At 35.5% G+C, this 23,924-nt stretch carries 19 protein-coding genes; all 19 read right to left on the bottom strand.

Annotated features, from left to right (window positions below):
* Positions 1-14 precede the first annotated feature (14 nt).
* The gene (locus EUBELI_RS03885) at positions 15-851 is read right to left on the bottom strand and encodes a FliH/SctL family protein (protein WP_012739054.1); all 837 of its coding nucleotides are present in this window, start codon (positions 849-851) and stop codon (positions 15-17) included.
* Entirely contained in the window at positions 844-1,878 is a 1,035-nt protein-coding gene (gene fliG / locus EUBELI_RS03880) for a flagellar motor switch protein FliG (protein ID WP_012739053.1), read from the bottom strand. The genes EUBELI_RS03885 and fliG overlap by 8 nt, the downstream gene beginning before the upstream one ends.
* Before the next feature lie 45 nt (positions 1,879-1,923).
* Positions 1,924-3,534 (bottom strand): flagellar M-ring protein FliF C-terminal domain-containing protein, encoded by a 1,611-nt coding sequence (locus tag EUBELI_RS03875; protein ID WP_012739052.1) that lies wholly within the window; start codon positions 3,532-3,534, stop codon positions 1,924-1,926.
* A gap of 13 nt (positions 3,535-3,547) precedes the next feature.
* Positions 3,548-3,886, bottom strand: coding sequence for a flagellar hook-basal body complex protein FliE (locus EUBELI_RS03870; protein WP_148231339.1), 339 nt, complete (start codon positions 3,884-3,886; stop codon positions 3,548-3,550).
* Positions 3,887-3,928: 42 nt separating this feature from the next.
* Entirely contained in the window at positions 3,929-4,429 is a 501-nt protein-coding gene (gene flgC, locus EUBELI_RS03865; protein WP_041688037.1) for a flagellar basal body rod protein FlgC, read from the bottom strand.
* Positions 4,430-4,457: 28 nt separating this feature from the next.
* Positions 4,458-4,850 (bottom strand): flagellar basal body rod protein FlgB, encoded by a 393-nt coding sequence (flgB, locus tag EUBELI_RS03860; protein ID WP_012739049.1) that lies wholly within the window; start codon positions 4,848-4,850, stop codon positions 4,458-4,460.
* 191 nt (positions 4,851-5,041) lie between these two features.
* Positions 5,042-5,812 (bottom strand): GTP-sensing pleiotropic transcriptional regulator CodY, encoded by a 771-nt coding sequence (gene codY / locus EUBELI_RS03855; protein WP_012739048.1) that lies wholly within the window; start codon positions 5,810-5,812, stop codon positions 5,042-5,044.
* 39 nt (positions 5,813-5,851) lie between these two features.
* Positions 5,852-7,927, bottom strand: a complete 2,076-nt coding sequence (topA, locus tag EUBELI_RS03850) for a type I DNA topoisomerase (protein WP_012739047.1) — start codon at positions 7,925-7,927, stop codon at positions 5,852-5,854.
* Positions 7,928-7,942: 15 nt separating this feature from the next.
* Positions 7,943-9,082: a DNA-processing protein DprA gene (gene dprA, locus EUBELI_RS03845; protein WP_012739046.1), complete on the bottom strand. Its 1,140-nt coding sequence runs from the start codon at positions 9,080-9,082 to the stop codon at positions 7,943-7,945.
* A gap of 8 nt (positions 9,083-9,090) precedes the next feature.
* The gene (locus EUBELI_RS03840) at positions 9,091-10,638 is read right to left on the bottom strand and encodes a YifB family Mg chelatase-like AAA ATPase (protein ID WP_041688035.1); all 1,548 of its coding nucleotides are present in this window, start codon (positions 10,636-10,638) and stop codon (positions 9,091-9,093) included.
* A gap of 139 nt (positions 10,639-10,777) precedes the next feature.
* Positions 10,778-11,374: an Rpn family recombination-promoting nuclease/putative transposase gene (locus EUBELI_RS03835; RefSeq protein ID WP_012739044.1), complete on the bottom strand. Its 597-nt coding sequence runs from the start codon at positions 11,372-11,374 to the stop codon at positions 10,778-10,780.
* 179 nt (positions 11,375-11,553) lie between these two features.
* Positions 11,554-15,567 carry a DUF5057 domain-containing protein gene (locus EUBELI_RS03830; protein ID WP_012739043.1) on the bottom strand — a complete coding sequence of 1,338 codons (4,014 nt, stop codon included), beginning with the start codon at positions 15,565-15,567 and terminating at the stop codon, positions 11,554-11,556.
* Between the two features lie 18 nt (positions 15,568-15,585).
* Positions 15,586-16,242: a PilW family protein gene (locus EUBELI_RS03825; protein ID WP_012739042.1), complete on the bottom strand. Its 657-nt coding sequence runs from the start codon at positions 16,240-16,242 to the stop codon at positions 15,586-15,588.
* Between the two features lie 24 nt (positions 16,243-16,266).
* The gene (locus EUBELI_RS03820) at positions 16,267-16,833 is read right to left on the bottom strand and encodes a prepilin-type N-terminal cleavage/methylation domain-containing protein (RefSeq protein WP_165437533.1); all 567 of its coding nucleotides are present in this window, start codon (positions 16,831-16,833) and stop codon (positions 16,267-16,269) included.
* A gap of 26 nt (positions 16,834-16,859) precedes the next feature.
* Positions 16,860-19,382 (bottom strand): hypothetical protein, encoded by a 2,523-nt coding sequence (locus EUBELI_RS03815; RefSeq protein WP_012739040.1) that lies wholly within the window; start codon positions 19,380-19,382, stop codon positions 16,860-16,862.
* Between the two features lie 24 nt (positions 19,383-19,406).
* Positions 19,407-20,714 carry a type II secretion system protein gene (locus tag EUBELI_RS03810; protein ID WP_012739039.1) on the bottom strand — a complete coding sequence of 436 codons (1,308 nt, stop codon included), beginning with the start codon at positions 20,712-20,714 and terminating at the stop codon, positions 19,407-19,409.
* Positions 20,715-20,739: 25 nt separating this feature from the next.
* On the bottom strand, positions 20,740-21,444 hold the full coding sequence (locus tag EUBELI_RS03805; protein ID WP_012739038.1) for a hypothetical protein: 705 nt from the start codon (positions 21,442-21,444) through the stop codon (positions 20,740-20,742).
* Between the two features lie 12 nt (positions 21,445-21,456).
* A complete protein-coding gene (gene pilM, locus EUBELI_RS03800; protein WP_041688033.1) occupies positions 21,457-23,061 on the bottom strand; it encodes a pilus assembly protein PilM in 1,605 nt (534 codons plus the stop codon).
* A 90-nt stretch (positions 23,062-23,151) separates the two neighbouring features.
* Positions 23,152-23,922: a prepilin peptidase gene (locus tag EUBELI_RS03795; protein WP_012739036.1), complete on the bottom strand. Its 771-nt coding sequence runs from the start codon at positions 23,920-23,922 to the stop codon at positions 23,152-23,154.
* Positions 23,923-23,924: the final 2 nt, after the last annotated feature.

Below are 23,924 nucleotides of genomic sequence, written 5' to 3'. Positions count from 1 at the left end.
TATAATCTCAGTCACTACACACAGCTTAACAGCTTTATATTTTTTATAAGATTGTTAAGTTCAATATCCAGACTGCAATTAAATATTCCAGTATTTGTTTCTATCATGCACTGATTTCTTTCAAGTCCGGTATCCTCAACTATATCAATATTAACCTCTCTTGACATAGCACAATATATCTTTCCCTGATTATTAACCAGGAACTTATAATCTTCAGGAGATACTTTTATTACATAATCCCTGCTTCCATCAGCATTATGCATAACATCATTGATAAGATGCAAAATAATCTGCTGATTATCTTCTGCAACAACTCCCGTTACTTTCCTGAACACATCAGTAATAACTTCAACAAGCTGTGGCTCTACCTTTTCTTTAAGATCATTATATTCCTGCTCCAGCTCTTTCTTCCTGTTATTATATTCTGCTTCAAGCTGTTCCTGCTTTTTGTCTGCCTCTTCCTGTGCAGCCGCATTACCCTCATAGTAGCCATTCTGTTTAGCCTCTTCAAATGCAGCAGCCGCATTTTTATTGGCATCTGCTATTATCTGTTCAGCCTGAAGTCTTGCATCTTCTATTATTTTTTCAGCTTCTGCATTAATATTTTCCAATGATGCGGCAGCCTGATGTTCTCCCTCTGATGAATCATCTGTACGTGAATCTGCTGTATTATCATCCGATATAAGTTCTTCTACAATATCAGCATGCAGACCACTAATAAAACCATCTGCATCCATTTCATTATTTCTGGACTTCATTATAGACTGCATCTTTTTCCTGATAAGCTCATTATAATCAATAACTCTCTCATCATTATTAATTATAGTGTCTTTTTTTAACAGATTAGACAATTATCTCGTCACCTCCGCCTCGTGATATTACAATTTCTGCTGAATCTTCAAGCTTTCTGATAATATTAACAATCTTCTGCTGTGCATCTTCAACATCTTTCATACGGACAGGACCCATATATTCCATATCCTCCTTTATCATAGAAGCAAGACGTGTTGAAAGGTTATTAAGAATAACATTCTGCACTTCTTCCGTTGCTCCCTTAAGTGCAAGAGCAAGGTCATGATTGTCAACATCTCTGAGAACTCTCTGAATAGCTCTGTTATCAAGAGAAAGAATATCTTCAAATACAAACATTTTCTTACGGATTTCATCTGCAAGCTCTGGTTCTTCAACTTCAAGAGTTTCCATAATATGCTTTTCTGTTCCTCTGTCAACAGAATTAAGTATTTCAACAATTGCATCAACACCACCAACAATAGTGTAATCCTGATTCACAAGAGAAGCGAGTTTTCTTTCAAGCACTTTCTCTACCTGCTTAATAACATCTGGCGATGTCCTGTCCATCATAGCAATTCTCTTCGCAACATCTGCCTGCTTCTCTGGTGGAAGTGATGATACAACATTAGATGCCTGTGATGCCGGAAGATAAGAAAGTATCAAAGCAATAGTCTGAGGATGTTCATCCTGAATAAAGTTAAGTAACTGAGTAGAGTCTGTCTTTCTGATAAATTCGAAAGGACGAACCTGAAGACTTGCCGTAAGTTTTCCAATAACATCTCTCGCCTTGTCCTCGCCAAGAGCTTTCTCAAGAAGTTCTTTAGCATACGAAATACCACCTTCTGCAATATACTGCTGTGCAAGACATATTTCATAAAACTCATTAAGTACCTTCTCTTTTGTCTGAGGTGACACACTGCTTGTATTAGCTATTTCAAGTGTCAATTGTTCAATTTCTTCTTCTTTTAAATGTTTAAAAATCTGAGCTGATTTCTCAGGTCCAAGTGCAATAAGTAATGTTGCAGCTTTTTCCACACCATCCATTTCTCTCTCACTACTTGCAGTTGGCTTTGGCATATGTATCATCTCCAATCATATGTATTAATCTTTTTCAATTATCCCCAGTAATTATCACCAGTCATCATTAAGCCAGTTTCTAAGCAGCAATGCAACTGCTTCCGGGTTCTCATCAACGAATTTTTCAATAGCCTTTCTTGTCTCAGATTTCTCCTGAAGGTCAATTTCATCAACAGTAGGCTGATTCTCTTTAGTTGAAGCAAGCATTTCTTCTACAGAAAGCTCTGGCTCCTTTTCTTCTACAGTAAGAGGCCTTGCACTTCTTAAAACTATGAATACAAGTATACCGAGAATTGCAACTGCAAGTGCAATCTGTATCCAGAATGATGCTCTGCTTAACACACTTGTCTTAGCAGCATCATAAAAATATGGAACATTATATGCAAGCACTGTTATGTTGTTAGTTGATATTCCGGTTGCATTAGAAAGCATATTCATCCAGTCAGCATTAACCTGTACCTGAACAGGATCAGCGTTCTGCGCCTTGAATTCATCCCATGTCATGTTATCGAGATATCCAAGCTTTTTGCAATCATCTTCGTTATATACAACATTCTTAATAAGAGTAACGGACATAGTAGATGTATCATATACTATTTTTCCTGGTTCAGTATTAGTTGTAGTAACCAGCTGGTTAGGAAGATACTGATACTGTTTTACAGTATATGTAGAAGAACTTGATGTTCCATCTGTAAGATCGTATGTCGTTCCACCCTCGCCATTACTTGTAGTTCCAGGTGTTCCACCCGCTCCATTGTTTCCTGTCGATTCAAGTTCATATGAAGTATCGTATAAGCCTTCTTCTCTTCCCTCCTGGGCTGTATATTCAGTTGCAATCTTATTAACTGTATCCCAGTCAAGATCAAGATTAATAGCAACTGTCGCATCATTAAACAGAGATGTTGAAAGAGCGGTATTCTTAACTCCGGCTGCAACAGTAGACTCAATCTGTGACTTATACTTAAGCTTGCTGGAATATGAGATGTTAGATACTGAACCCGAATTATCCGAACCGTTAAATAAAGTCTTTCCTGTCGTATCAATAATTGTTATTCCGTTAGTTGTGCTGCTTCCAACCGCTGTTGCAAGAAATACAGCTATGCTCTCAGCAGCGTCATCTGATACAGTCTTACTTGTATCAACTGTAACAGCAACAGTGGTATCTTTTTTCGTTGAATAAAAAGAATTAGTATCATCTGAAAGATGAACTGTAACAGAAGCTTTCTTAATTCCATCAAGAGATGCTATATCCGTTGCAAATTTTGTTTCCAGATACTTTGCATATTTTTTATTCTTGTCAGCTTCCGTCGTAGTAAGACTACTGTTAAGTGCATCATCAAGTGAATATCCTGAAGGCTTAATGTCATTAGATGCAATGAGCATTTTAGCATTAGTTAAATCCTGCTTTTTAACATTAACAGTCATATTATTTATCTGATATGTATATCCATTATCTGTAAGCAGCGTGGTAACTGTATTCATCTCACTGTAATCTTCGCATTTGGTAAGCTCCTGATATGTAGGTCTTGATAAAACATATGCTATAACGATAACAGCTGCTATAAATACAACCACCGCACTTACAATTATAATTTTCTGATTTCTTGTCCAGTTCTTCCATATTTCAAGAAGTCGCGCTGGAATCTGTTTCAATCTATCTAACATAAAAAACCCCTATTTACATTGACATATTCATAATAGAGTTATAGGCCTCCAATGCCTTATCTCTTATTGCAACTGTATATTGCAGTGCAATATTAGCTTCCTGCTGATAAACTCCTAACTCATGAGTATTAGTCATGTTACCAAGAGCATAATCAATTTCTGCCTGCTGTGCTCTCTGCACATAAGAATTAGTGCTGTTAAGCAGTCCGGATACAGAATCATATATTGCATCAAATGTAGTATCTGAATCTGCTGTACCTGTTGTTTTAAGTGTTGCATTATCTTTCATTGCTGATGTAACTTTATTGACATAATCACTGCCTAAAGTTCCAATCGCACTAGTAAGATCCATATTCATTCTCCTCTTTCAGTTAATATGTTATTATTATCCACTTTATGTTGAAGAACCTATTGAAAGTCCCTTTGTTGCCATTGACTTGCTTGCGTTGAAAGCTGATATATTAGCTTCGTATGAACGCGACGCATCTATCAGGTCAGTCATTTCCTGAACAGTATTAACATTCGGATATGTAACATAGCCATTCTCATCCGCATCTGGATGCGATGGATCATATACCATTTCCATATCAGTTGATGTATCTTCATATACAGATGTAACTTTAACTCCGTTACCTACAACACCACCATTGGCAAGTCTTAACGCATCCGAAAATGTGGAATACGCTCCGGTTCCATATGAACCATATGCAGACTTTCCAAGTGCTGTACCTGTCATTGTTTTTTCAGTGAACACAACAGCTTTCCTAACATAAGGTGTTCCATCACTTGTTCTTGTTGTATCTGCATTAGCTATATTCTCTGATATTACATCTGTTCTTAACTGCTGTGCCGTCATTCCTGAAGCACTTACATTAAAAGCCGTAAACATTGACATAAGCTGATTTTCCTCCTGAATCCATCAATTATTTTAACACAGACTTAAATCTTGAAAACTCATTATTCATGCTGTCAATTAACGCATTATAATTAATCTGCTCTGACGCAAGTTCAACATTCTCTGTAGAAAGATCAACATTATTACCATCTGTTCTATATGAAAGTGTACTGTTATCAGTATAAGTTCTTATGGATAAATCATTATAATTAACATTATTAACCCTCTGTGTCAGTGATGAGGTGCTCTTTCCAGACCTCTGTAATGCATTCGCAAGGAAAGAACTGAACTCAACATCCTGTCTCTTATAATTAGGTGTATCAACATTAGCAATATTATTAGTTAAAACTTCTTCTCTTGTCCAGCTCGCATCTGCTGCTGATTTCAGCAGATTAACATAACCAAAAGCACCTGTACTCATATATTATTCCTTTCTTAGTGTTAAAACGCAAAATATGCCTATTACCAAAACATAAAAACACTACATACATTATAAATTATAATGTCAAAATTACAAGTATTTTGACAAAAAAGGACCCAAATAAATTGGATCCATCCTTTTATCACTTCACACCTACTCTTTAAGCTGAATCAATTATACAATTTTACATCCTAATCATCAAGCTTTTTTATCTCATCAAACACAATTTCGTTAAGGACTTTTATTTTTGTTCCTTTCATGCCTGATGATTTCGTAGAAATAACACCTGCACTGTCAAATTTTTTAAGTGCATTAACAATAACTGATCTTGTTATTCCTGTATTATCCGCAATCCTGCTTGCTACAAGAATACCTTCTGTTCCATCAAGAGCTTCAAAAACAGCCTTTATTGCCTGAAGTTCTGAGGCTGAAAGCGTAGAAATCGCTGACTTGACAATTTTCTTTTTTCTTTCATCTTCTGCATTCTCATTGCATACAGAACTCATCATCTCAAGTCCTACAACAGTAGCTCCATATTCACATAAAATAATATCATCAATTTCATAATCACTGATACATTTATACATAAATAATGTTCCCAGCCGTTCTCCGGCAATCTCAACTGGTGCAATAATTGCATTAAATTTTCTTTCACTGCCACTGGTAAACCCCAGTGTAAGAAGATTAACATTCTCCTTTGTGGATAATACTCCAAGCAGTCTTTCATTAAACATCTTGTCAACGAATCCACCCACATCCGCTGTTATAAGTTCGCCTATTCTATCAATATTATTCCAGTATCCTGCTCCCAGAATCTTTCCTTTCTGACTTATAACCAGAACATTAGACTCTAATATTCCACTAAGCACATCACAGATATCATTAAAATCAACTCTGTGTGAATGATTATTGTGGAGCAGCTTATTGATTTTTCTTGTTTTATCAAGAAGCTGAACACTCATTGTAAATCTCCCATCCTTCTTCTGATAATAACCACCCGGTTATTGTTCCTTGTCATTCTTATTCTCTACATAGCCGCATGTCTCATCAGCACATACAATTTTATTGCCTTTCTCAACCATATATCCGCCACACTTAGGACATTTTTTCTCAGACGGTCTCTGCCATGATACGAAATCACAATCAGGGTAGCCATCACATCCATAGAAGGTTCTTCCCTTCTTTGTTTTCTTTATGATAACATCTTTTCCACACTTAGGACATGGAACTCCAATCTTTTCAAGATACGGTTTGGTATTATGACATTCAGGAAATCCCGGACACCCTAAGAACTTACCATGAGGGCCATACTTAATAACCATATTTCTGCCACATTTATCACAAATAACATCAGTTACTTCATCTTCTATCTTAACATGTTCAAGTTCCTTCTCCGCTTCATCAATTGCAACTTTAAGATCAGGATAAAAGTTTCTTATAATTTCCTTCCATTCCACGGTTCCTTCTGCAACGCCATCAAGAAGAGACTCCATATTAGCTGTAAACTTAACATCTACAATAGTAGGAAAAGCTGTTATCATTATATTATTAACCGCATTTCCAAGCTCTGAAATATAAAGATTCTTATTCTCTTTAATAACATAATGTCTTGCAATAATTGTAGATATTGTAGGAGCATAAGTACTTGGTCTGCCTATTCCCTGTTCCTCAAGCGCCTTTACTAATGATGCTTCTGTAAAATGTGCAGGTGGCTGTGTAAAATGCTGCACTCCATTGACATCTTCCAATGAAAGTTCTGAATTCTCGTCCAGTCCTTTCGCAAGAGTATTATTTTCTTCATTGTCATCATCATTCTTATATACAGACATAAAACCATCAAACATAACCTTAGAAGCTGCTACGCTGAATCTGTACTTTCCTGCCATAATCTTTACTGATGTCGTTTCATATACAGCCGGTGCCATCTGGCTTGCAACAAATCTTTTCCAGATAAGCTGATAAAGCCTGAACTGATCTCTCTGTAAAGATTCCTTTACTATTGCCGGTGATAAGTTAAGATCAGTTGGTCTGATAGCCTCATGTGCATCCTGAATCTTCTTATCATCCTTCTTGGCATTAGCTTCTTGGGGAATATATTTTTCTCCATAATTCTGGCTTATATATTCTCTGGATGATACCTTAGCCTCATCTGCAACTCTTGTAGAATCTGTTCTTAAATACGTAATAAGACCTACTGTTCCTCTTCCTTTAATATCAACGCCTTCATATAACTGCTGTGCAATATTCATTGTACGCTTTGTAGACATATTAAGAGTTTTAGCTGCTTCCTGCTGAAGTGTACTTGTAGTAAATGGAAGTGGTGATTTCTTTACCTTTTCTCCCCTCTTAATGCTTTCAATACTAAAATCACTCTTCTTTACTTCATCAAGAATATCCTGCATCTGTGCACCATTCTTAATTTCAATTTTTCCATTCTCATCGCCATAGAACTTTGCAATTAAAGGCTTTTTCTCCCCTTTAATATTAAGAACAGCTTCCATAGACCAGTATTCTTCTGGAATAAATTCATCTATCTCATTCTCTCTGTCACATATCATTCTTAAAGCAACAGACTGAACTCTTCCAGCACTTAAGCCTCTTTTAATCTTAGCCCATAATAATGGACTGATTCCATAACCAACAACACGGTCTAATACTCTTCTCGCCTGCTGAGCATCGACAAGATTCATATCAATCTTTCTTGCTTCTTTCAATGATGCCTTAACTGCATTCTTAGTGATTTCGTTAAATGTAATTCTGTATATATCTTTATCTTCTAATTTAAGTGCCGCTGCAAGATGCCATGAAATAGCTTCTCCCTCGCGGTCGGGATCGGTTGCGAGATATACTTTATCAGCTTTCTTCGCTTCTTTTCTTAAAGCAGCAAGAATATCTCCCTTTCCCCTTATCGTAATATATTTAGGTTCATAATCATGTTCAATGTCAACTCCCATCTGGCTCTTAGGCAAATCCCTTACATGTCCCTGTGACGCCATTACCTTGTAATTAGCTCCAAGGAATTTACTGATAGTCTTTACCTTGGCAGGTGACTCCACTATAACCAAATACTTATGCATCTATAGCCCTCCAAATCAAATATGCTTCCTTATATAATAATTCTTTGAAACCTCTTCAATAAGCCCATCAAGCTCCAGCTCAAGCAGAATCCCCTCCGCCTCTACCAGACTTATCCTAGAATTATTAACAATTGTCTCCAGACTTACCGGAAACAAATTGATTTGACTATACACCATATTTTTAGGGCTTGCAAGCCCTGATTTTTTTAAATTGCCTTCAAATATACCAGCATCATTCAAATCATTCGGGAAATCACATTGTTTTATGTTTTTATTAAGATATCTGTTAATACTCTCCGTAGCACATACATCCATCGGTGATGTAATCATCTGCGCACCTTCCTTTATAAGTTTCAGACATCCTTCTGATAACGAATCACCTATTCTTCCCGGGACAACATAAACATCCCTGTTCTGCTCCAATGCCTGATCCGCAGTTATAAGAGAGCCACTCTTCTGTCTTGCCTCAACCACAATTAACGCATCTGCAATGCCACTTATAATTCTGTTCCTCATCGGAAACTGCCCGGCTCTTGGCGGCGTACCCGGCGGATATTCAGACATTATCCCACCTGCATTCTGCAATTGTGTATATAAATCTATATTACTTCTTGGATAACACACATCCACTCCACATCCAAGAACCGCAAGACTGTATCCGCCTTTATTAACAGCTCCTCTCTGTGCCGCTGCATCTATTCCTAATGCCATCCCACTGATAACCTGAATTCCCATATCTGCAAAACATTTTGCCAGCATATCTGCAATTGTCCTCCCATACTCTGTACAATTACGTGCACCTACTATAGCTATAGCAGGAACATTCGCTTGAGGCAGTCTCCCTTTATAATAAAGAATATATGGATAATCATATATATTCATTAATTGCTCAGGATAATCATTCTTTCCGGGATATGTGAATTTAATTTTCATTCTTTCTAAATCATTATAACCTCTGTATATATATTCATTATTTCTGGACTCTATAATTGCTGACACATCTTTTTCTTTTATTCCTGACACACTGTTAAGCAATTTATCTGACGCCTTATATATCTGTTCTGGTGTATCAAATGCATTAAATAATGTTCTCAGTTTCATATTAGATATTCCAGCAATATTATTAACCCAATACCAATAATAATCTTCTTTCAATGTTCCCCCTAGTGTACTGTTATTTCTGGAATTCCCCTATAATAAAATGCTTCACTAATATTAGAAGTAGTAATATATTCATTGCCTTCTATGTCTGCAATAGTACGGGCAGTTTTTAAAATTTTATGATAGCCTCTTGCAGTTAATTTCTTCTTGGCAAAAATTTTCTCTATAAGCTTCGATTCTTCATCTCCAAGCCTGCAGAATTTATTAATATTTCTTCCATTCATTTGTGAATTATACATTATATCCATTCCTTTAAACCGTTCCAGCTGTGTTGTTCTGGCTTTCATTATATGTTCTTTCATAGAAAATGAATTAAGTTCTTCACCATCATTTTGATGTATTTTATTTCCCAGTTCGCTGTATCCTATCTCCTCTGTCTTTATACACATATCAAATCTGTCCCATAACGGCATGCTTATCTTCCCCATAAATCTCTTAATATCCTGTTCAAAACAATTACATCTGTTTCTGTCCGGAAAATAGCCACATTTACATGGATTCATTGCACCAACAAGCATAAAATCTGCAGGATATGTATAAGCTCTGTTCATTCTTACGATTGTTATATTCTTATCCTCAAGAGGCTGACGCAGTCCTTCAAGTATATCAGGTTTAAATTCTGTCATCTCATCAAGAAATAATACACCTTTGCCTGCCAGAGTAATCTCTCCCGGTCTTGGCACTATCCCTCCGCCAAAAAACGCACCTTTAGTAACATTGTGATATGGTGCGCGAAAAGGCCTGTCTTCCATAAGCCCGCCATTATCTCCTAACTGTCCTGCCACACTATATATATTAGTAACAGCCAGCTTTTCATCAAATGTCATCTCTGGCATAATTGTTGGAATTCTTTTCGCCATCATGGTTTTACCACTTCCCGGAGGCCCCATATACATAATATTATGCATTCCTGCCACAGCTATCATAGTTGCTCTCTTCGCAGCAAATTGTCCCTTAATGTCTGAATAGTCCATTTCGGGATTTTTCATATCCGCTTTATAATTATTTTCATCATTAGTTGTACTTCTATGACTTGCAATACCTTCATTAATATATTTCACAGCCTGCTTAAGATTAGCTGCTGTCATTACACTAATCTTCTTAACAATATTCCCCTCATTAATATTAACTTCTGGTAAAAGCACCTTATCAATTCCTGCTTCTTTTGCAGAACACACACAAGGAAGTACGCCTCTCACCCCATTAATGCTTCCATCAAGGCTTAATTCTCCTAAAATCATCATATTATCAAGATTAACTTCATCTATATATCCATTTGCTGATAAAATAGCCAATGCAATTGGTAAATCAAACCCCGTTCCGCATTTTCTTATATCTGCAGGAGATATATTAACAGCAATTCTTTGTGGCGGTAATTCATAGCCAGAATTACGGATAGCTACCCTTACCCTCTCCCTTGCTTCCTTAACCTCATTACTCAAAAATCCGCTCATATCAAAGCTTGGAATTCCATTACCAACATCAACCTCTACACGGACTATCTGTGCCTTAATTCCATGTAAAACACCACTCAATACACTACTATACAATAAACGACCTCCTATTATATTTCTATCGTGATAATATATACTTGCATATATTACATTATTCAAGTATTCATATATAAATATTATAAAAAATATCCAACCGAATCATATAAGTAATATTAATAATCCGGTTGGTTAATCTTTACTTCGCAGCCATCTTAGAAAGTGCCTCGTTGTAATCATTCTCTGAATATTCTTTCAATATATCCTTTTTAGATATTCCGTATTTAATCATAAAAATAATTGCATTTAATGTTGCAGACTTAGCCCCATCCCGTCTGGCTTCATCATAATACTCTCTCCACGCTTCGCACATAACAACCGACTCTCCTTTCTTATCTCTGCTGATTTCCAGCATATTCTCATTAGATGTAATCTTCCCAATCATCCAGAATAATTCACCATCTACTTCTGTTCCATCATACTTCGAATATATGTAATCTATATTCCTCTTATAAATATTGCTTACCACATCAAATAGTATTCTTACATCTTCATTATGAAACAAAAGTCTCCCGGAATCAAGCATCTGCACAAGATTAATCTCATAATCTGCAAATAAATTGGCAAAACGTTCTGGCATATCAACCATCATATCTTTTAATGATACAGGTCCATCCCATTCCTTTTCTCCATAATAAAGTATGATATTAATTATCGGATGAAATCTGTCATCCTTCTTAATTCCAGATAAGAATTCATCTGCATCAACTGCCCTAACGCCATTATCCTTCCCCATATGCCTCCTCTGAACACTCTTAAAACGCTTATCCCCTCTGTATACCGCGTTGCGTTATCAATGTGTAAGTATATTAACATTATAATAAGCATATGTCAATATATATTTATATAATATATTATAAGTATTTGTGTAGATTTAAAAAAACACCAGAAGCAACTACGCCTCTGGTGTCATAATTAATCCAAATCAAATAATGTCTTACAATCAATCGTCAATATTGCATATCCTTTTCCATCACTTCCATCAGTTGCAAGGATACCAATTTTAAGATTACCATTTTTCATTTGAGACATAAGATTTGCAATATTTATCTTAGTGGACAATGTTGAATTAAGTTCCGTTAGCACATCCCAGAAATTATCCACCGTATACTCTTTTCCGACTATAATAGATGATGTAGAACCTGTAAGCGATATTGTCTTAGTTCCATCCGACAATGTTGCCTCATTAATCTTGCCAAGATAAGTATCCTTGCTGCTGTCATACATTGCATCTGTTCTTGTACCATCATCATTATAAATATACATAAATGCATCAGAAATATAATCACTGTTAGATATAAGATCAGCATCAATAATTCTGAACTTAAAGCTCAGCTTAGTTCTGGCGAGCTTATCAAATTCTGTCTTTACATAATTCTTATAGTCTGTAGTATTTTCATCATACTTTGAACCGTCATCCGTATACATAACCTCAGGATTATTATTGCCAGAAAGCAGTGATCTTGTAAATGTATTAACAAACAACTGAATCTCAGCTTCTCCACCTATGCTGCTATGTCCAGCTGTGGAATATGTAACATTCCCATATGAATATATGTAATAATTACTCATCGCATCCTGTCCGTTATAATCATAATAACCTTTAGTATCTTCACTTCCAGAATTAAGAGTATACCATACAACTGGCTGGCTGGCCATACTTCCATCCGCGTTATATATTGTAGGTGTTGAAGATGCTGTATTATCAGCATAATGATTATCCAGATCTAATGCAAAATACTGACTATGGGTTGTAGCAACTCCTACATCATTAGCAATTGAATATGGAAACTCTGTAATCTGACCATCATTAAGTTTCGATATCTTATTAGTTGTTGTTGTTTTTGAACCAATATCCTCATATACACCCTTACTTTGATGAACATAAGGGAATTTGTTCAAACTCTTTCTTGTAAGCCAGTAATGCAATGAATCAGTGAAGTTAGTATTCATATTACTATCACTACCACTATATTTCATTCCAATCAAAGGTAAAAATCCTTTTGTAAACTTTGTAAGCTCATTATAACTTTTGATAGTATTCTTTTCCGAATTATAATAAGACATTGTATCATGTGTAAACAGCACCGCATTTCCATCATTAATATATTTCTGCAAAGCTGCAATTACATTATCATTAAATTGCGCATTCTTTCCATAACTATCTTTCATACCAAGAACAATCATAGAATACTTGCCAAACTCTTTCTCTATGTCTGCGACACTATTAACCTCTTCAAAGCTCATTCTCTTAACGTATAGATTAAGTCCTGTAACTTTAGAAGCCTTATTAAAATATGTGGCAAAATTACTTCCGCTTTCAAGTTTCAGACTTCCTTCATCACCATTTATCTGTAATACTTTGACAGTTGTTTCATTGCCCTTTATGGCAAATCCACCTTCATTAACAGATTTAGCAGAATACTTTACTTTATCAATTGAAGTAAAATCTGTTCCTGCTATCTTAACAATCTCAACCTTCCATGCAAAATATCCTCTTGAGGCTGCTGGCAATAATATGCTTGTTTCAAATATACCCGTTCCATTGCTTGAATACAATTTTCCATAATACTCATCATTAGAACCTCTGCCCTGAGTATTATCATAATACAGTAGTTCCTTCTTATCACTCTGGACATCATCAGCAAATATGCCATCCTGATTTCTGTCAATGTATATCTTTATTCTGTAATTGCCACTTGGTAAAGCTTCGCTTCCTCTGAATGTAACCTTGATATTACCATCAACATCATCAACCTTGGTTGTACCATCTAAACCATCAACTGAATACACAACCGGATTAGATAATTTACCATTATAATTAGTATATGTAGAACCAATAACCTCTCCCGGTTTCTTTATAAACTTTAACCGTATAGAAATCTTCTGCTCTCCCTGTGCTGATACATCTGTATATGTAAGATTTCCGTTAGTTCCCTTATCAGCTAATATCTTAGTTATAAGATCATCCATTCTTAGCTTATACATATTGGTATCGTCATCAGTTACATCAGTATCTCCAAAATACAGACCCTTATCAAATACTATTGGCATTCCTCTTAAAGTATAATCATATAACTTGTCATATACCTTATCAGTTATATCATTACCATTTAATTTTGCACCCTCAACATCTGAACCGGCCCCTGAAATATAGGAACTGCCTTTGCTAAATACATTTCCAAGTACTTCTGTATTAAATGGTGTTACAGAATCTGATGTATTGAATTTATCTTTTCCATATGCCCCCATAATAATAAGGTCATACTCAGCCGCAAGGTCAACATTTTTACCAATTAACGCATTAGTTGAACAATGATCTATTACAATATTGTATGGAACTGTAAACTTATCCCCTGTACTATTTGTCTCTGTTGATAAACTGAACCATCTTCTTATATTCTTCTGGTCTTCCATTGTACCTGTATATCTGTAATATCCAGCTGGCTCAACCTCTAATACCTTTATTGTGCTTATATTGGATGTATCAAAATCGCCTAAAATGTATCTGATAGCCTGAGAATATCTGAACGCGTCTTCATCTCCTATTCCCAAAGCCTTTCTAGCATCTTCATAGTATGTTCCCTTATATGAGCCACCATTAAAATCACTAATCTTACCTATATCAGACTCTAACTCCTGCACAAGCGCATTAGGATTTTTTCTTGATAATGATGCTCTCCTTAAAGTCTGCTGTACACTATCTTCTGTACCATTATATCTTGGATATGAATAATTTCCATTAGCTCCATTATATTCACCCGCAGGTGCATATCCTTTATGACAGTCACTGAACATCGTAGAGCCAAATTCCATTTCAAAATTAGTTTTGTTTGGATCATCTGTACTTTGTTTAAGAAACAGTTTTAATGTATCATTTGATACATCAATCCACCCCCTGTTACCTTCATACATTCTATTATTATTTCCAACATATTTATATGCAAAATCCCTAACGAAATAATCTCCGTCTATTGCATCCATAAGCATACATATCTTACCAATATTAGTTGTAATTGCATTTTTCTCTGTTGAACAGTATACTACAGCTTTGCTGGCAGTTATATTTTCCATATACAGATGAAGTGCTACATCAGCCTTTAAATCATATGTACCTTTAGTCCAGTTATCTATTGAGGTAACTTCCTTCTTAGTTTTCTGCTTATACATTTGTAAGATATCATTATTAGTATATTTAGAAAAATAAACCAGTGCAGCAGAATCAATATCAGAGACTTTAACTTCTGATGCCTTGACATATTTAATATCAAGAGCACCATTCATCTTAGCACTATCAAATATAGAATAAGAAAAAATATCTCTTATTGGTTTATTAGTAGATGGATCCTTAATTAACTCACCAGCATTTCCACTTGCATCCACAGTATAAAACTCTAACTGTAAATTATTAAGATCATACCCTATCTGTCTTGCTATAGTCACATCAGAATCCATTACGGAATACAATTTATTTGTGTCTTTAATTCTGAAATAAGCCTTCGCGACCTTTCCTCCTAATGTAGAGTTAATTGAAGAAAGATATTTGTGTGCATAATCCTTTATATATTGTGTAAATTTATCATTTTTCGTTTTATCAGCTTCTGTTGCAGGATTATTGTACTCATCAAAATTGACAGTTCCAACCTTAGGCTGGTCTTTTACAATATCAGTCCACTTTACAACACCTTGATCATCTGCAACAAGAGAGCCAAGAACATCATATGATTCATCAGGCACGACCTCAAGAACAACCATATGTGTTCCATCTGCTGAATAAGTTTTACCACCTATAGTTACCGATGATGCAGCCTCCGCATCCTCTGGTTTACGAGTAACAACAATAAGAAGTACCATCAAAGCAAAGACTACCACAGAGGCAATTGCTGGAAAAATATACTTTTTAAAACTGAATTTTTCTTTTTTCATCATTACTTACCTCCTGATATCTTAATAAAAATATGTATCTGAAATCTTACTCAGATCCGACTTATCACCCGCAACCGAACCTGTTGCCTTCAAAGTAACCTCTCCACCTGTTGCTTTCTGCAATGTAATATTGTTGCCGATTTTATTTCGTGCCATATACTCTCTTGTAACCGTTCGCACATTTTTCATTCGTTCAAGAGTTATAGAAACCTGAATTTCTGGATTAGTTGGAAGCTCCTCTATAATATGACCGTCCTTCAAAGTAAAATTAGATTTTGAAAGCTTCACATCAAAACCCTCAACATAATCACAGGCTTCACTCTTTTTAGAAAGTGTATCATCGGTATAATACAGTTTCTTTTCTGCTTTGTCGTAATAATAGCCCCATTTTATATGCTTAGGATTAGTGGGGTCTGAAGTATCAGAAACCGTCTTGGTATAGAATTTTACATATGCATCAGTCTTATCAATATATATCGTATCCGCTTCCAGAATACTTTTTGATATCTGGTTCAGTACTACATCAGCATCACTCTGTATCTGCGCCAGTGATGTCTGTTTGCTGTAGCTTTTGACAGACTGGGCAACAAGTAATACAAGTGCCGTAAGCACTATACTGGAAACTGCCATAGCAATCAATAATTCAACTAATGAAAAACCCTTATTGTTTCGCTTCATAATCTACTCCCGTTTACTAAACGCTTAATTCGTCGTTATTACCTTTCCGGTTGCATACCACAATTCAGAAGTATACTCTGTACCGGATGTCTTAATTATAAATGTGCCTGACTGTGCATCATCCTTATTAACATAATTATCAGACCCCACCTTAACAGCCTTGACCTGACCGTTATCTCTGGCATACTCAATAACCATTTCATCAGTTGAAAAATCTGCTTTAGCCGCAGACGGTGTTCCATTCTCATATGTAAATGAAATCCTTCCTGCTCCACATCTATACGAATCTTTTTCAACATATTCTGATGAAGAATCCTTTTTCCACATCATTGAAATAACATAATCTCCGCCATCCTTTTTAATAACAACCTGCCAGTCACCTGCCTTAGACATTGTATTAGTCTTTAACTCACTGATTGTCGAATACAGATTCTTATTAAGCTTCTTGGCATTTCCTTTATATAAGACATTAATACCAATCATCGTAACAACCGTAACAACAGCAATTATTGCCATAACAACAAGAAGTTCCAATAAAGAAAATCCATGGTTATTTAATTGTCTCTTCTTTTCACACACTATCTTCCCCATCTCACATCTCCATATGAATTTCATTATTACTCTGTTGTTGCTGTTGAATAGGCCTCTTCTTCTTCGTACTTTCTCCACTTGTCAACTCTGACCATATCCCTGTAAGTCATCTTGTCAACAGTTAAAGTACCACTTGTAGTAGTTGTCTTTGAATTATAGAATCTGAAAATGTGACCAATATCATATCCATTACGCAAGGTTCCGTCTGCTTCATTTGCCGAATTCATCCAACCTTCCATTGCTGTCTTAAATGATGTCTCAGTATATCCATTGCTTACTGTGCAGCCACTTTCTACAGTAACCTTTCCTTTAGCGAGGATAACGCCACTAAAATCCACATCTACATCCACATTGCCCGTACACACTACAAGACCACTTGCAAAACCAACTGTGCTGATTTTTAATGTTTCTGTTGGATCAGCACTGTTAAGCTTATACACTGCATAATGGCTTCCATCAGTAAATCTAGGATAAGAATACGTTGGTCCTGCTCCACTTCTTAATAATTCTTCAATGCCTTCTTCATTAATAATGTTACCAAATACATCTCCTAATGTGTAATTACTAAGGTTAATTGAACTATATTTAGCCGGATTCCTTGAACTTAAATCATTCTGTAAATCAGCCCTGCTTGTATACCATCCTGATTCCTCATCACTCTTTAACGGATTAGCAAGAATCTTGTTAAGTACATCATATCTTAAAGCCCGGTCTGTACTTGCAGCTTTAATCTTTAACTCTGCTGCAGACAATGTAGAACCTGACGAACTTGTAATCTGTGAAAATGCTCCCGGTGTATTAATAGACACACCTGTAATGCTTGAATTAGTAAGTCCTTTAAATGAATCCTTTGCTGCAATAATCTGCTTTCTTAATTTTCTTGCATTTTCCTTGTAATCATCACTCTTTCCTGATATATATGATTCAAATTCAGTATCATCCAATATAAGATTAGCGTACTTATTCCTTGCATAATCATCCTTAAACTTAAAGTAATAATAAGTCTTTGAATTAGCTCTTATATTAGCATCTGTAATAAGATGTGTTGTACTGTCAGTTTCAAGAGTACTCTCATCCACAAGATTACCATCTGTATCAAAATAAGCATTCCTGCTCTCATACTTTTCGTCAGCAAGCAGATCATATGCGAAGAAATTATTTTCATTAATATCACATGTAAATTTCACTCCACTTGCCGCACTGTCATTAAGAGCCGATGGGTTCTTTGAACCATTAGTAAGAAGCTTGGCTGGTATCATGTATATTTCCTGATTAATATTAACTGCAGAAGATTCACCTGTTGCATATGCGCGGTCATCAGAAAACTTAATATAAGCACGACCTGCAACATACAACTGTCCAAGTGTGCCAAATGTAATATGTGAATTAAGTCCGTTTACAATAATAGCACTACTGTAATTAGGTCTCTGCTTTGCAAGATTTCCTTCCTCATAACCAAATCCAAAGAAAGAACCATTAATATTGACTTCAGAATTTTCTCCATCCACAGTAAGGTCATCCTGAAGATTAAATGATGCAGCATTTGAATTAATTGTAACTCCATCAGAAACATTGATATTTTTTGCCCATAAAGAAGTATTGTTTACCGAAAGTCCTGAATTATTATCAGCTTCAATATTTCCACCACATACAAAATAACCACCACCCATTGTAAGACTGGCACCATCATTAATCGTAAGCGCTGTTCCTTTAGCGGATGCCCCAGTTCCTGCATATGCACTTCCACTGATAGTTGCTGAAGCATTTTTCGGTAAAATAATTCCACCATTACCTACAAGAGAATAATCAGCGAAGCATAATGTTCCAACTTTATCATCATTCTTAAAATCAATCTCAATATCAGGCATACCTACTGCACCATTGAAAGTGATATAAGAATAATTTCCACTGTTATCAAGATATTTAACTACACAGTCATAAAATCCGATTGCATATGAATAGAGAGGTGAAACGCCTGATACATCAAATGTAATCTTAGTTACCTTCTCAACAGAAAGCTTTGTATTATCTTCAATATAATTATTAAGAGTATCCACAAAAGAAGTATATATCTTCTTTTCATCAGCCTTAGTATCATCCGCATTCCAATTAGCAATAGTAAATGAGCCTGCTGGTTGTCCAAGATAAAAGGCTATTTTAGCATCTGAACTAGGTACCCCTTCAAATAACTGCATTTTATTAAGTAAATCCTTAGTATACTTCTGTCGCATCTGCTGATTAGCTTCTTTGTTATTAATAGTTGTTCCTGTAGAATTAGTACTATATAACTTAGTAAGTTCTTCTTCATATGCAGTATTAAAACATTCAACAGAAATAACGCCAAGCGCAGCCCTGACTTCATCAACAGCTTGTTCTGCTGTATAAAAAGATTTTGTAGACTGACTTGAAGCCATCTTCATTCTGAGATTTATCATTGTTGTTGTTGTAATAAGTGTAGATAATATCAGTACGAATGATGTCATCAACAGTACTATTACAATAGTAGAACCAGAATTATTCTTTTTACCTTTAAATAATACTTTTCCCATATGCTATCCTCACTCTTTTACTGACTAATCTTCCTTGGTTGTAGTAAGTGTTGTTATCTTCTCTGCTGTCGGCTCAGTATTACTGTCAACAATATCATCAATCTCATCCTTGACATCTCTCCAAAGCCATACATCCACAGTCATCTGATATAATACATCCTTATTGTTAATGTGCTTTGTAAGAGCACTGTTAATTTCTCCCCATTTTTCTATATTAGAATAAACAGTCACCGGAGTTGTACCATTCACACTTGAAATAGCCTTAGCACCATTAATATAAACATTAGAAATATTCGTTCCCATTTTCTTATAAACAGGACTTCCAACAACTGTTGATGTATCGACTACCTTCTCCATCTCGAACAGATATACATCAACATCCTTAATCACATGATCCGCGCTTGTCAGGGAATATGTTGAAGGATAATCATAGTTAATATTAATTCTCTCTGTTGCAACCGAACCAGATGTCATTTCTGCTTCTGTAACTGAATCAGTATAAGATTTACCACTCACAGCTTCACCCTGATATGGAGTATAGAATATGTACATATTCTTTGCATTATCTTTAATTTTCCCAGATATTGTATATACTGCTGATGTACCTGAACCGGTAACATGTGCAGGGAATTCCCATGTTACCATATCCATTGAACGAGCCGTATAATCCGGATACTTGCCCGCTTCTTTTATATACTTATATGTAACATTAACTGAAATATCCTGTGTGAAATGATTAGAACTCTTCTCTTTAATAGATATAGTAACATCTATAGTCTTAGAAATATCCGTCCTGCTTACTGCTGTCTTATTCAAATCAGAAAAATATTTAATCGCTTCTGTATCTGCTGAATCGTCTCTGTATACATAACTGTTACTTGCCGTAATATCTGCATATACAGAAAGACCAGCCGAATTGATATCGTTATTAGTTTTTTTATTGCCAGCCGCAGCATTAGCATTAGAATTATAAGGATTGCTGTTAAATTTTGTTCTTATAAAATACTTTTCACCATCAACACCTGTAAAATACTGCTGCCCTTTATCTGCTACAAGATATGTATTATTGCTTGTTCCAAGTGTCTGGTAATTATATTTGCCATTTCCATCAGCAAGATTATCCAAAGAAACAATTCTCGCCTCCTCAACAATATTATTAATTGCTGTATTGGCATTCTCAGTTCTTCTTGCCTTAGCGTTAATCCTTGCTGCATTTGAAAATGTGCTTAAAACCGGTAGAGATATGATTGCAAGAATAACAATTGCAACGAGAACTTCCACCAGTGAAAATCCCGAATTATTCAATTTTCCTTTCCTAATGAATAAACTCATATCCCTCTCCCTTTATGTTCATTAATTAGTCAGTTGTAAGACTTCCTGATGAGAAAATATTTTTTGTTCCTGTCTTACTGTCAAATTTTGGTTCTGAGAACTTTCTGTCTCCACCCTCTATTGAATAGAGTGAAATAACAGCAGTTCCTGATACCGTACCTGTACTTTCACCATACGAAGCAGCTAATGAATCAATAGTACATTTGCTTGCATAAGTATTTATATACTTAATAAAATGCTTCCATTGTTCATAGTTTCCTTCATAAGTAATATTAATTGATGTCTTATATCCAACATAATTTGATGAATATGTACTTGTACCGTTAGTATTACTTGAAGCAATCTGACCAAACTTATATATAGATGTCTTAGGCGATAAAGCTAAACTCTTTACCCATGTTCCTGTTACATCTTCTGTCTTATTGAAGAATTCAATTGTGTTTGGCTGTGAACTTCCGGAATCATACTTATCCATAAGTATAGCATACGCCTTTGATAATTTATCTGTATCTGTAATATACTTCTGTTTATTATTATTCTTTTCTTTCAAATCCTTCTTAGTAACTTCGAGATTTGCCTTCTTTGTCGATAAAGTATCAACCTGTGATGACAAATTAGAATAACCAAAGAAGTAAGCAAGTGCCATAATAAGGACTGCCATAACTACTATCAATAATTTCTTATCTCTTTCTGAGATTTTTAACATTCCCTTTAACTTATCTTTATCCATCTGTCACCCCTCCTACTTAGCTGTTTTAGTTGATGCCTTAGTTTCCTGTGTTGAATCAGTAGTTCCACCTGCAAATGTGCATGATAACGAGAATGTAGCCTGTGAAATTCCAAGACTATCTTTGCTCTCACTGATTGTAGGAACATCAACATTAAGAATAGCCGGATTCTTTTGCAGCTGCTGGATAAGTAAAGCAACAGATGCCTTGCTTCCTGCTTTTCCTGAAATTGATACTGCACCAGAGCTTATCGTAAAACCTGATATAACTACATCACTTGGTACATTCTTTTCAAGATAATCAACAAAATCCTGTAATGAATCATCGCTGTCTGCTGTAAGTGCTGCAAATGCAGCTACATCATTATATTTATCTTTAACATTGTAGTATGAATTAACAACATCATTAATCGTACTTAATCCCTTAATATCTTTGTTAAGAGAACCTATCTGTGCATTAAGTGCAACAATCTGGACAAGAGGTATAACTACAAGAAGCGCTGATACAGCTATTGCGCCAAAAAATCCTATGATAATAGATTTTGTGTTTTCCTTCTTGGAACCAGCTTCCTGCATCTTTCTAGGAACGAAATCAACAGGATCAACTACTGCACCTAAGTTAGTAACATAACTTGTAAGAGTTGCCTCTTCTACATAAGCCTTCTTATCAAGAACAATACCTTTAAGTGCCTCAACCTTAGTGATTGGCATATTCAACTCATTAGAAAGAAGTGTTGCAAATCCCTTGATTGTTGTTGAATGTCCAATAAGGTAAGCCTTCTGGATTGAAACCCTGTTTCTTGAAACATAATAGTCAATTACTCGGTTAATGTTACTTGCCATATATCTTAATGACTCAGTAACCTCGTCACCATCAAATCTTGAATGGAGAAGTGTCTCATTCTGAAGCTTTGTTGTAGCAGCATCATACTTAAGTCCATACTTATCCATAACCGCATTTACAAGCATTGACTTTCCATAAGGAACCATACGCTGTAACTGTAATACATTTTCCTTGAATATATTGATTACAGTACCATCATTTTCTACCTGAATAACAAGACTGACTTCTTCACCAATCTGCTGTTTCATAATCTGATATGTACTGTTACCTGCATAATCGACAAATGCGACTTTAAGTCCCAACGCCTTAGCAAGGTCATAATATGATTCAACAACCTCTGAAGGAACAGCTGCAACCATAATCTTTAACTTCTTCTGTCCCTGATCTTCTATTTCCTGAAGAACTGTGTGCTGGATAATATATTCATCCATATTAACAGGGAAATACTCAGTTGCATTAGCCTGAACAATTTTTTCTATTTTATTAGCTTTAACATTAGGAATAAGGACTTCCTTAGTAGCAAGTCTTGGAGAACTGATAGAAAATGCAACACTGTTAGAATTAAATCTGTGTTCAACAAGTACTCCCTTAATTGTTTTTGAAAGCGTATCAATATCTATAAGAATACCATCCTCATAGCACCCTTCTGGTGCAGGAATAGTAACAGTCTTATGAACAGTACTGTTCTTTCCTGATTTAGTGATTTCACATATCTTAATATACTCGTTATTAATAACGATACTTACTAATTTGCCTTTGGCTTTAGCTGCAGCCATAAATCCTCCTATCCAGCTCCCCACATAATAAGCTAATCAATCTAGTTTAATATATATAAATTTCTGTATCCATCATTGGTATCTTAACAATTAAAACCCCATTAATGACAGATAACAGTTAATTATATTCGTACCAAAAAGCATGGCTATCGTAAGCCCTGCACACAAATATGGTCCAAATGCAAGCACATGCTCTGCATCCGTAACCTTCATACGGATGGAATGAATGACTGCACCTAAGATGCAGCCAATCAGAAATGCCAGGATTATGCACTTCCATCCTAAGAATAATCCTGCAAACGCCATCAGCTTAATGTCTCCACCGCCAAATGCGTCAATATCTTTAATTGCCCGTCCAATAAATAAGCAGACAAGCATAAATCCACTTATAACACAAAACCCTATTAGGTAATCTAATAGGTTCTTGTGGTCTAATATTATTCTTATAACTCCCAGCACACCAATTGCCACATTTAGTGAAAATGGTATTTCGAAAGTTCTCCAGTCAATGACTGAAATAACAAGAAATATCGAAAACGCAAAACACATAAGAATACTTACCGGATTAAATCCGTGTACCAAGAAGACTATCACATACATTATTCCATTGGTCGCTTCAATGATTGGATATTGTGGTGATATCTTTGCTTTACAATGTCTGCATTTTCCGCCTAATATTATGTAGCTCACCAGTGGTATGAGATCATACCACTGGATTTTCTCGCCACATGTCATACAATGCGAATGTTCTGTAGCTATATTCTCTTTTAAAGGTAATCTGTAAATCAGTACATTCAAAAAACTTCCGAATACGGTACCGTATAGAAAGATAATGAAGTACAGTAATATTTCGTATTGCATAA

The sequence above is a fragment of the [Eubacterium] eligens ATCC 27750 genome (assembly GCF_000146185.1).
Classification (GTDB): domain Bacteria; phylum Bacillota; class Clostridia; order Lachnospirales; family Lachnospiraceae; genus Lachnospira; species Lachnospira eligens.
Note: the sequence above shows the minus strand (reverse complement) of the source record. Positions and strands in the feature narration are given on the sequence as shown.

Bases quoted from the DNA above. Each gene is read 5' to 3' on its own strand.
- flgB (WP_012739049.1), bottom strand. From the start codon at position 4,850: ATGAGTACAGGTGCTTTTGGTTATGTTAATCTGCTGAAATCAGCAGCA.
- EUBELI_RS03825 (WP_012739042.1), bottom strand. From the start codon at position 16,242: ATGAAGCGAAACAATAAGGGTTTTTCATTAGTTGAATTATTGATTGCT.
- topA (WP_012739047.1), bottom strand. From the start codon at position 7,927: ATGCATAAGTATTTGGTTATAGTGGAGTCACCTGCCAAGGTAAAGACT.
- codY (WP_012739048.1), bottom strand. From the start codon at position 5,812: ATGAGTGTTCAGCTTCTTGATAAAACAAGAAAAATCAATAAGCTGCTC.
- EUBELI_RS03830 (WP_012739043.1), bottom strand. From the start codon at position 15,567: ATGATGAAAAAAGAAAAATTCAGTTTTAAAAAGTATATTTTTCCAGCA.
- EUBELI_RS03820 (WP_165437533.1), bottom strand. From the start codon at position 16,833: ATGGGGAAGATAGTGTGTGAAAAGAAGAGACAATTAAATAACCATGGA.
- flgC (WP_041688037.1), bottom strand. From the start codon at position 4,429: ATGTCAATGTTTACGGCTTTTAATGTAAGTGCTTCAGGAATGACGGCA.
- pilM (WP_041688033.1), bottom strand. From the start codon at position 23,061: ATGGCTGCAGCTAAAGCCAAAGGCAAATTAGTAAGTATCGTTATTAAT.
- EUBELI_RS03835 (WP_012739044.1), bottom strand. From the start codon at position 11,374: ATGGGGAAGGATAATGGCGTTAGGGCAGTTGATGCAGATGAATTCTTA.
- EUBELI_RS03815 (WP_012739040.1), bottom strand. From the start codon at position 19,382: ATGGGAAAAGTATTATTTAAAGGTAAAAAGAATAATTCTGGTTCTACT.
- EUBELI_RS03875 (WP_012739052.1), bottom strand. From the start codon at position 3,534: ATGTTAGATAGATTGAAACAGATTCCAGCGCGACTTCTTGAAATATGG.
- EUBELI_RS03810 (WP_012739039.1), bottom strand. From the start codon at position 20,714: ATGAGTTTATTCATTAGGAAAGGAAAATTGAATAATTCGGGATTTTCA.
- EUBELI_RS03805 (WP_012739038.1), bottom strand. From the start codon at position 21,444: ATGGATAAAGATAAGTTAAAGGGAATGTTAAAAATCTCAGAAAGAGAT.
- EUBELI_RS03795 (WP_012739036.1), bottom strand. From the start codon at position 23,922: ATGCAATACGAAATATTACTGTACTTCATTATCTTTCTATACGGTACC.
- EUBELI_RS03870 (WP_148231339.1), bottom strand. From the start codon at position 3,886: ATGGATCTTACTAGTGCGATTGGAACTTTAGGCAGTGATTATGTCAAT.
- fliG (WP_012739053.1), bottom strand. From the start codon at position 1,878: ATGATACATATGCCAAAGCCAACTGCAAGTAGTGAGAGAGAAATGGAT.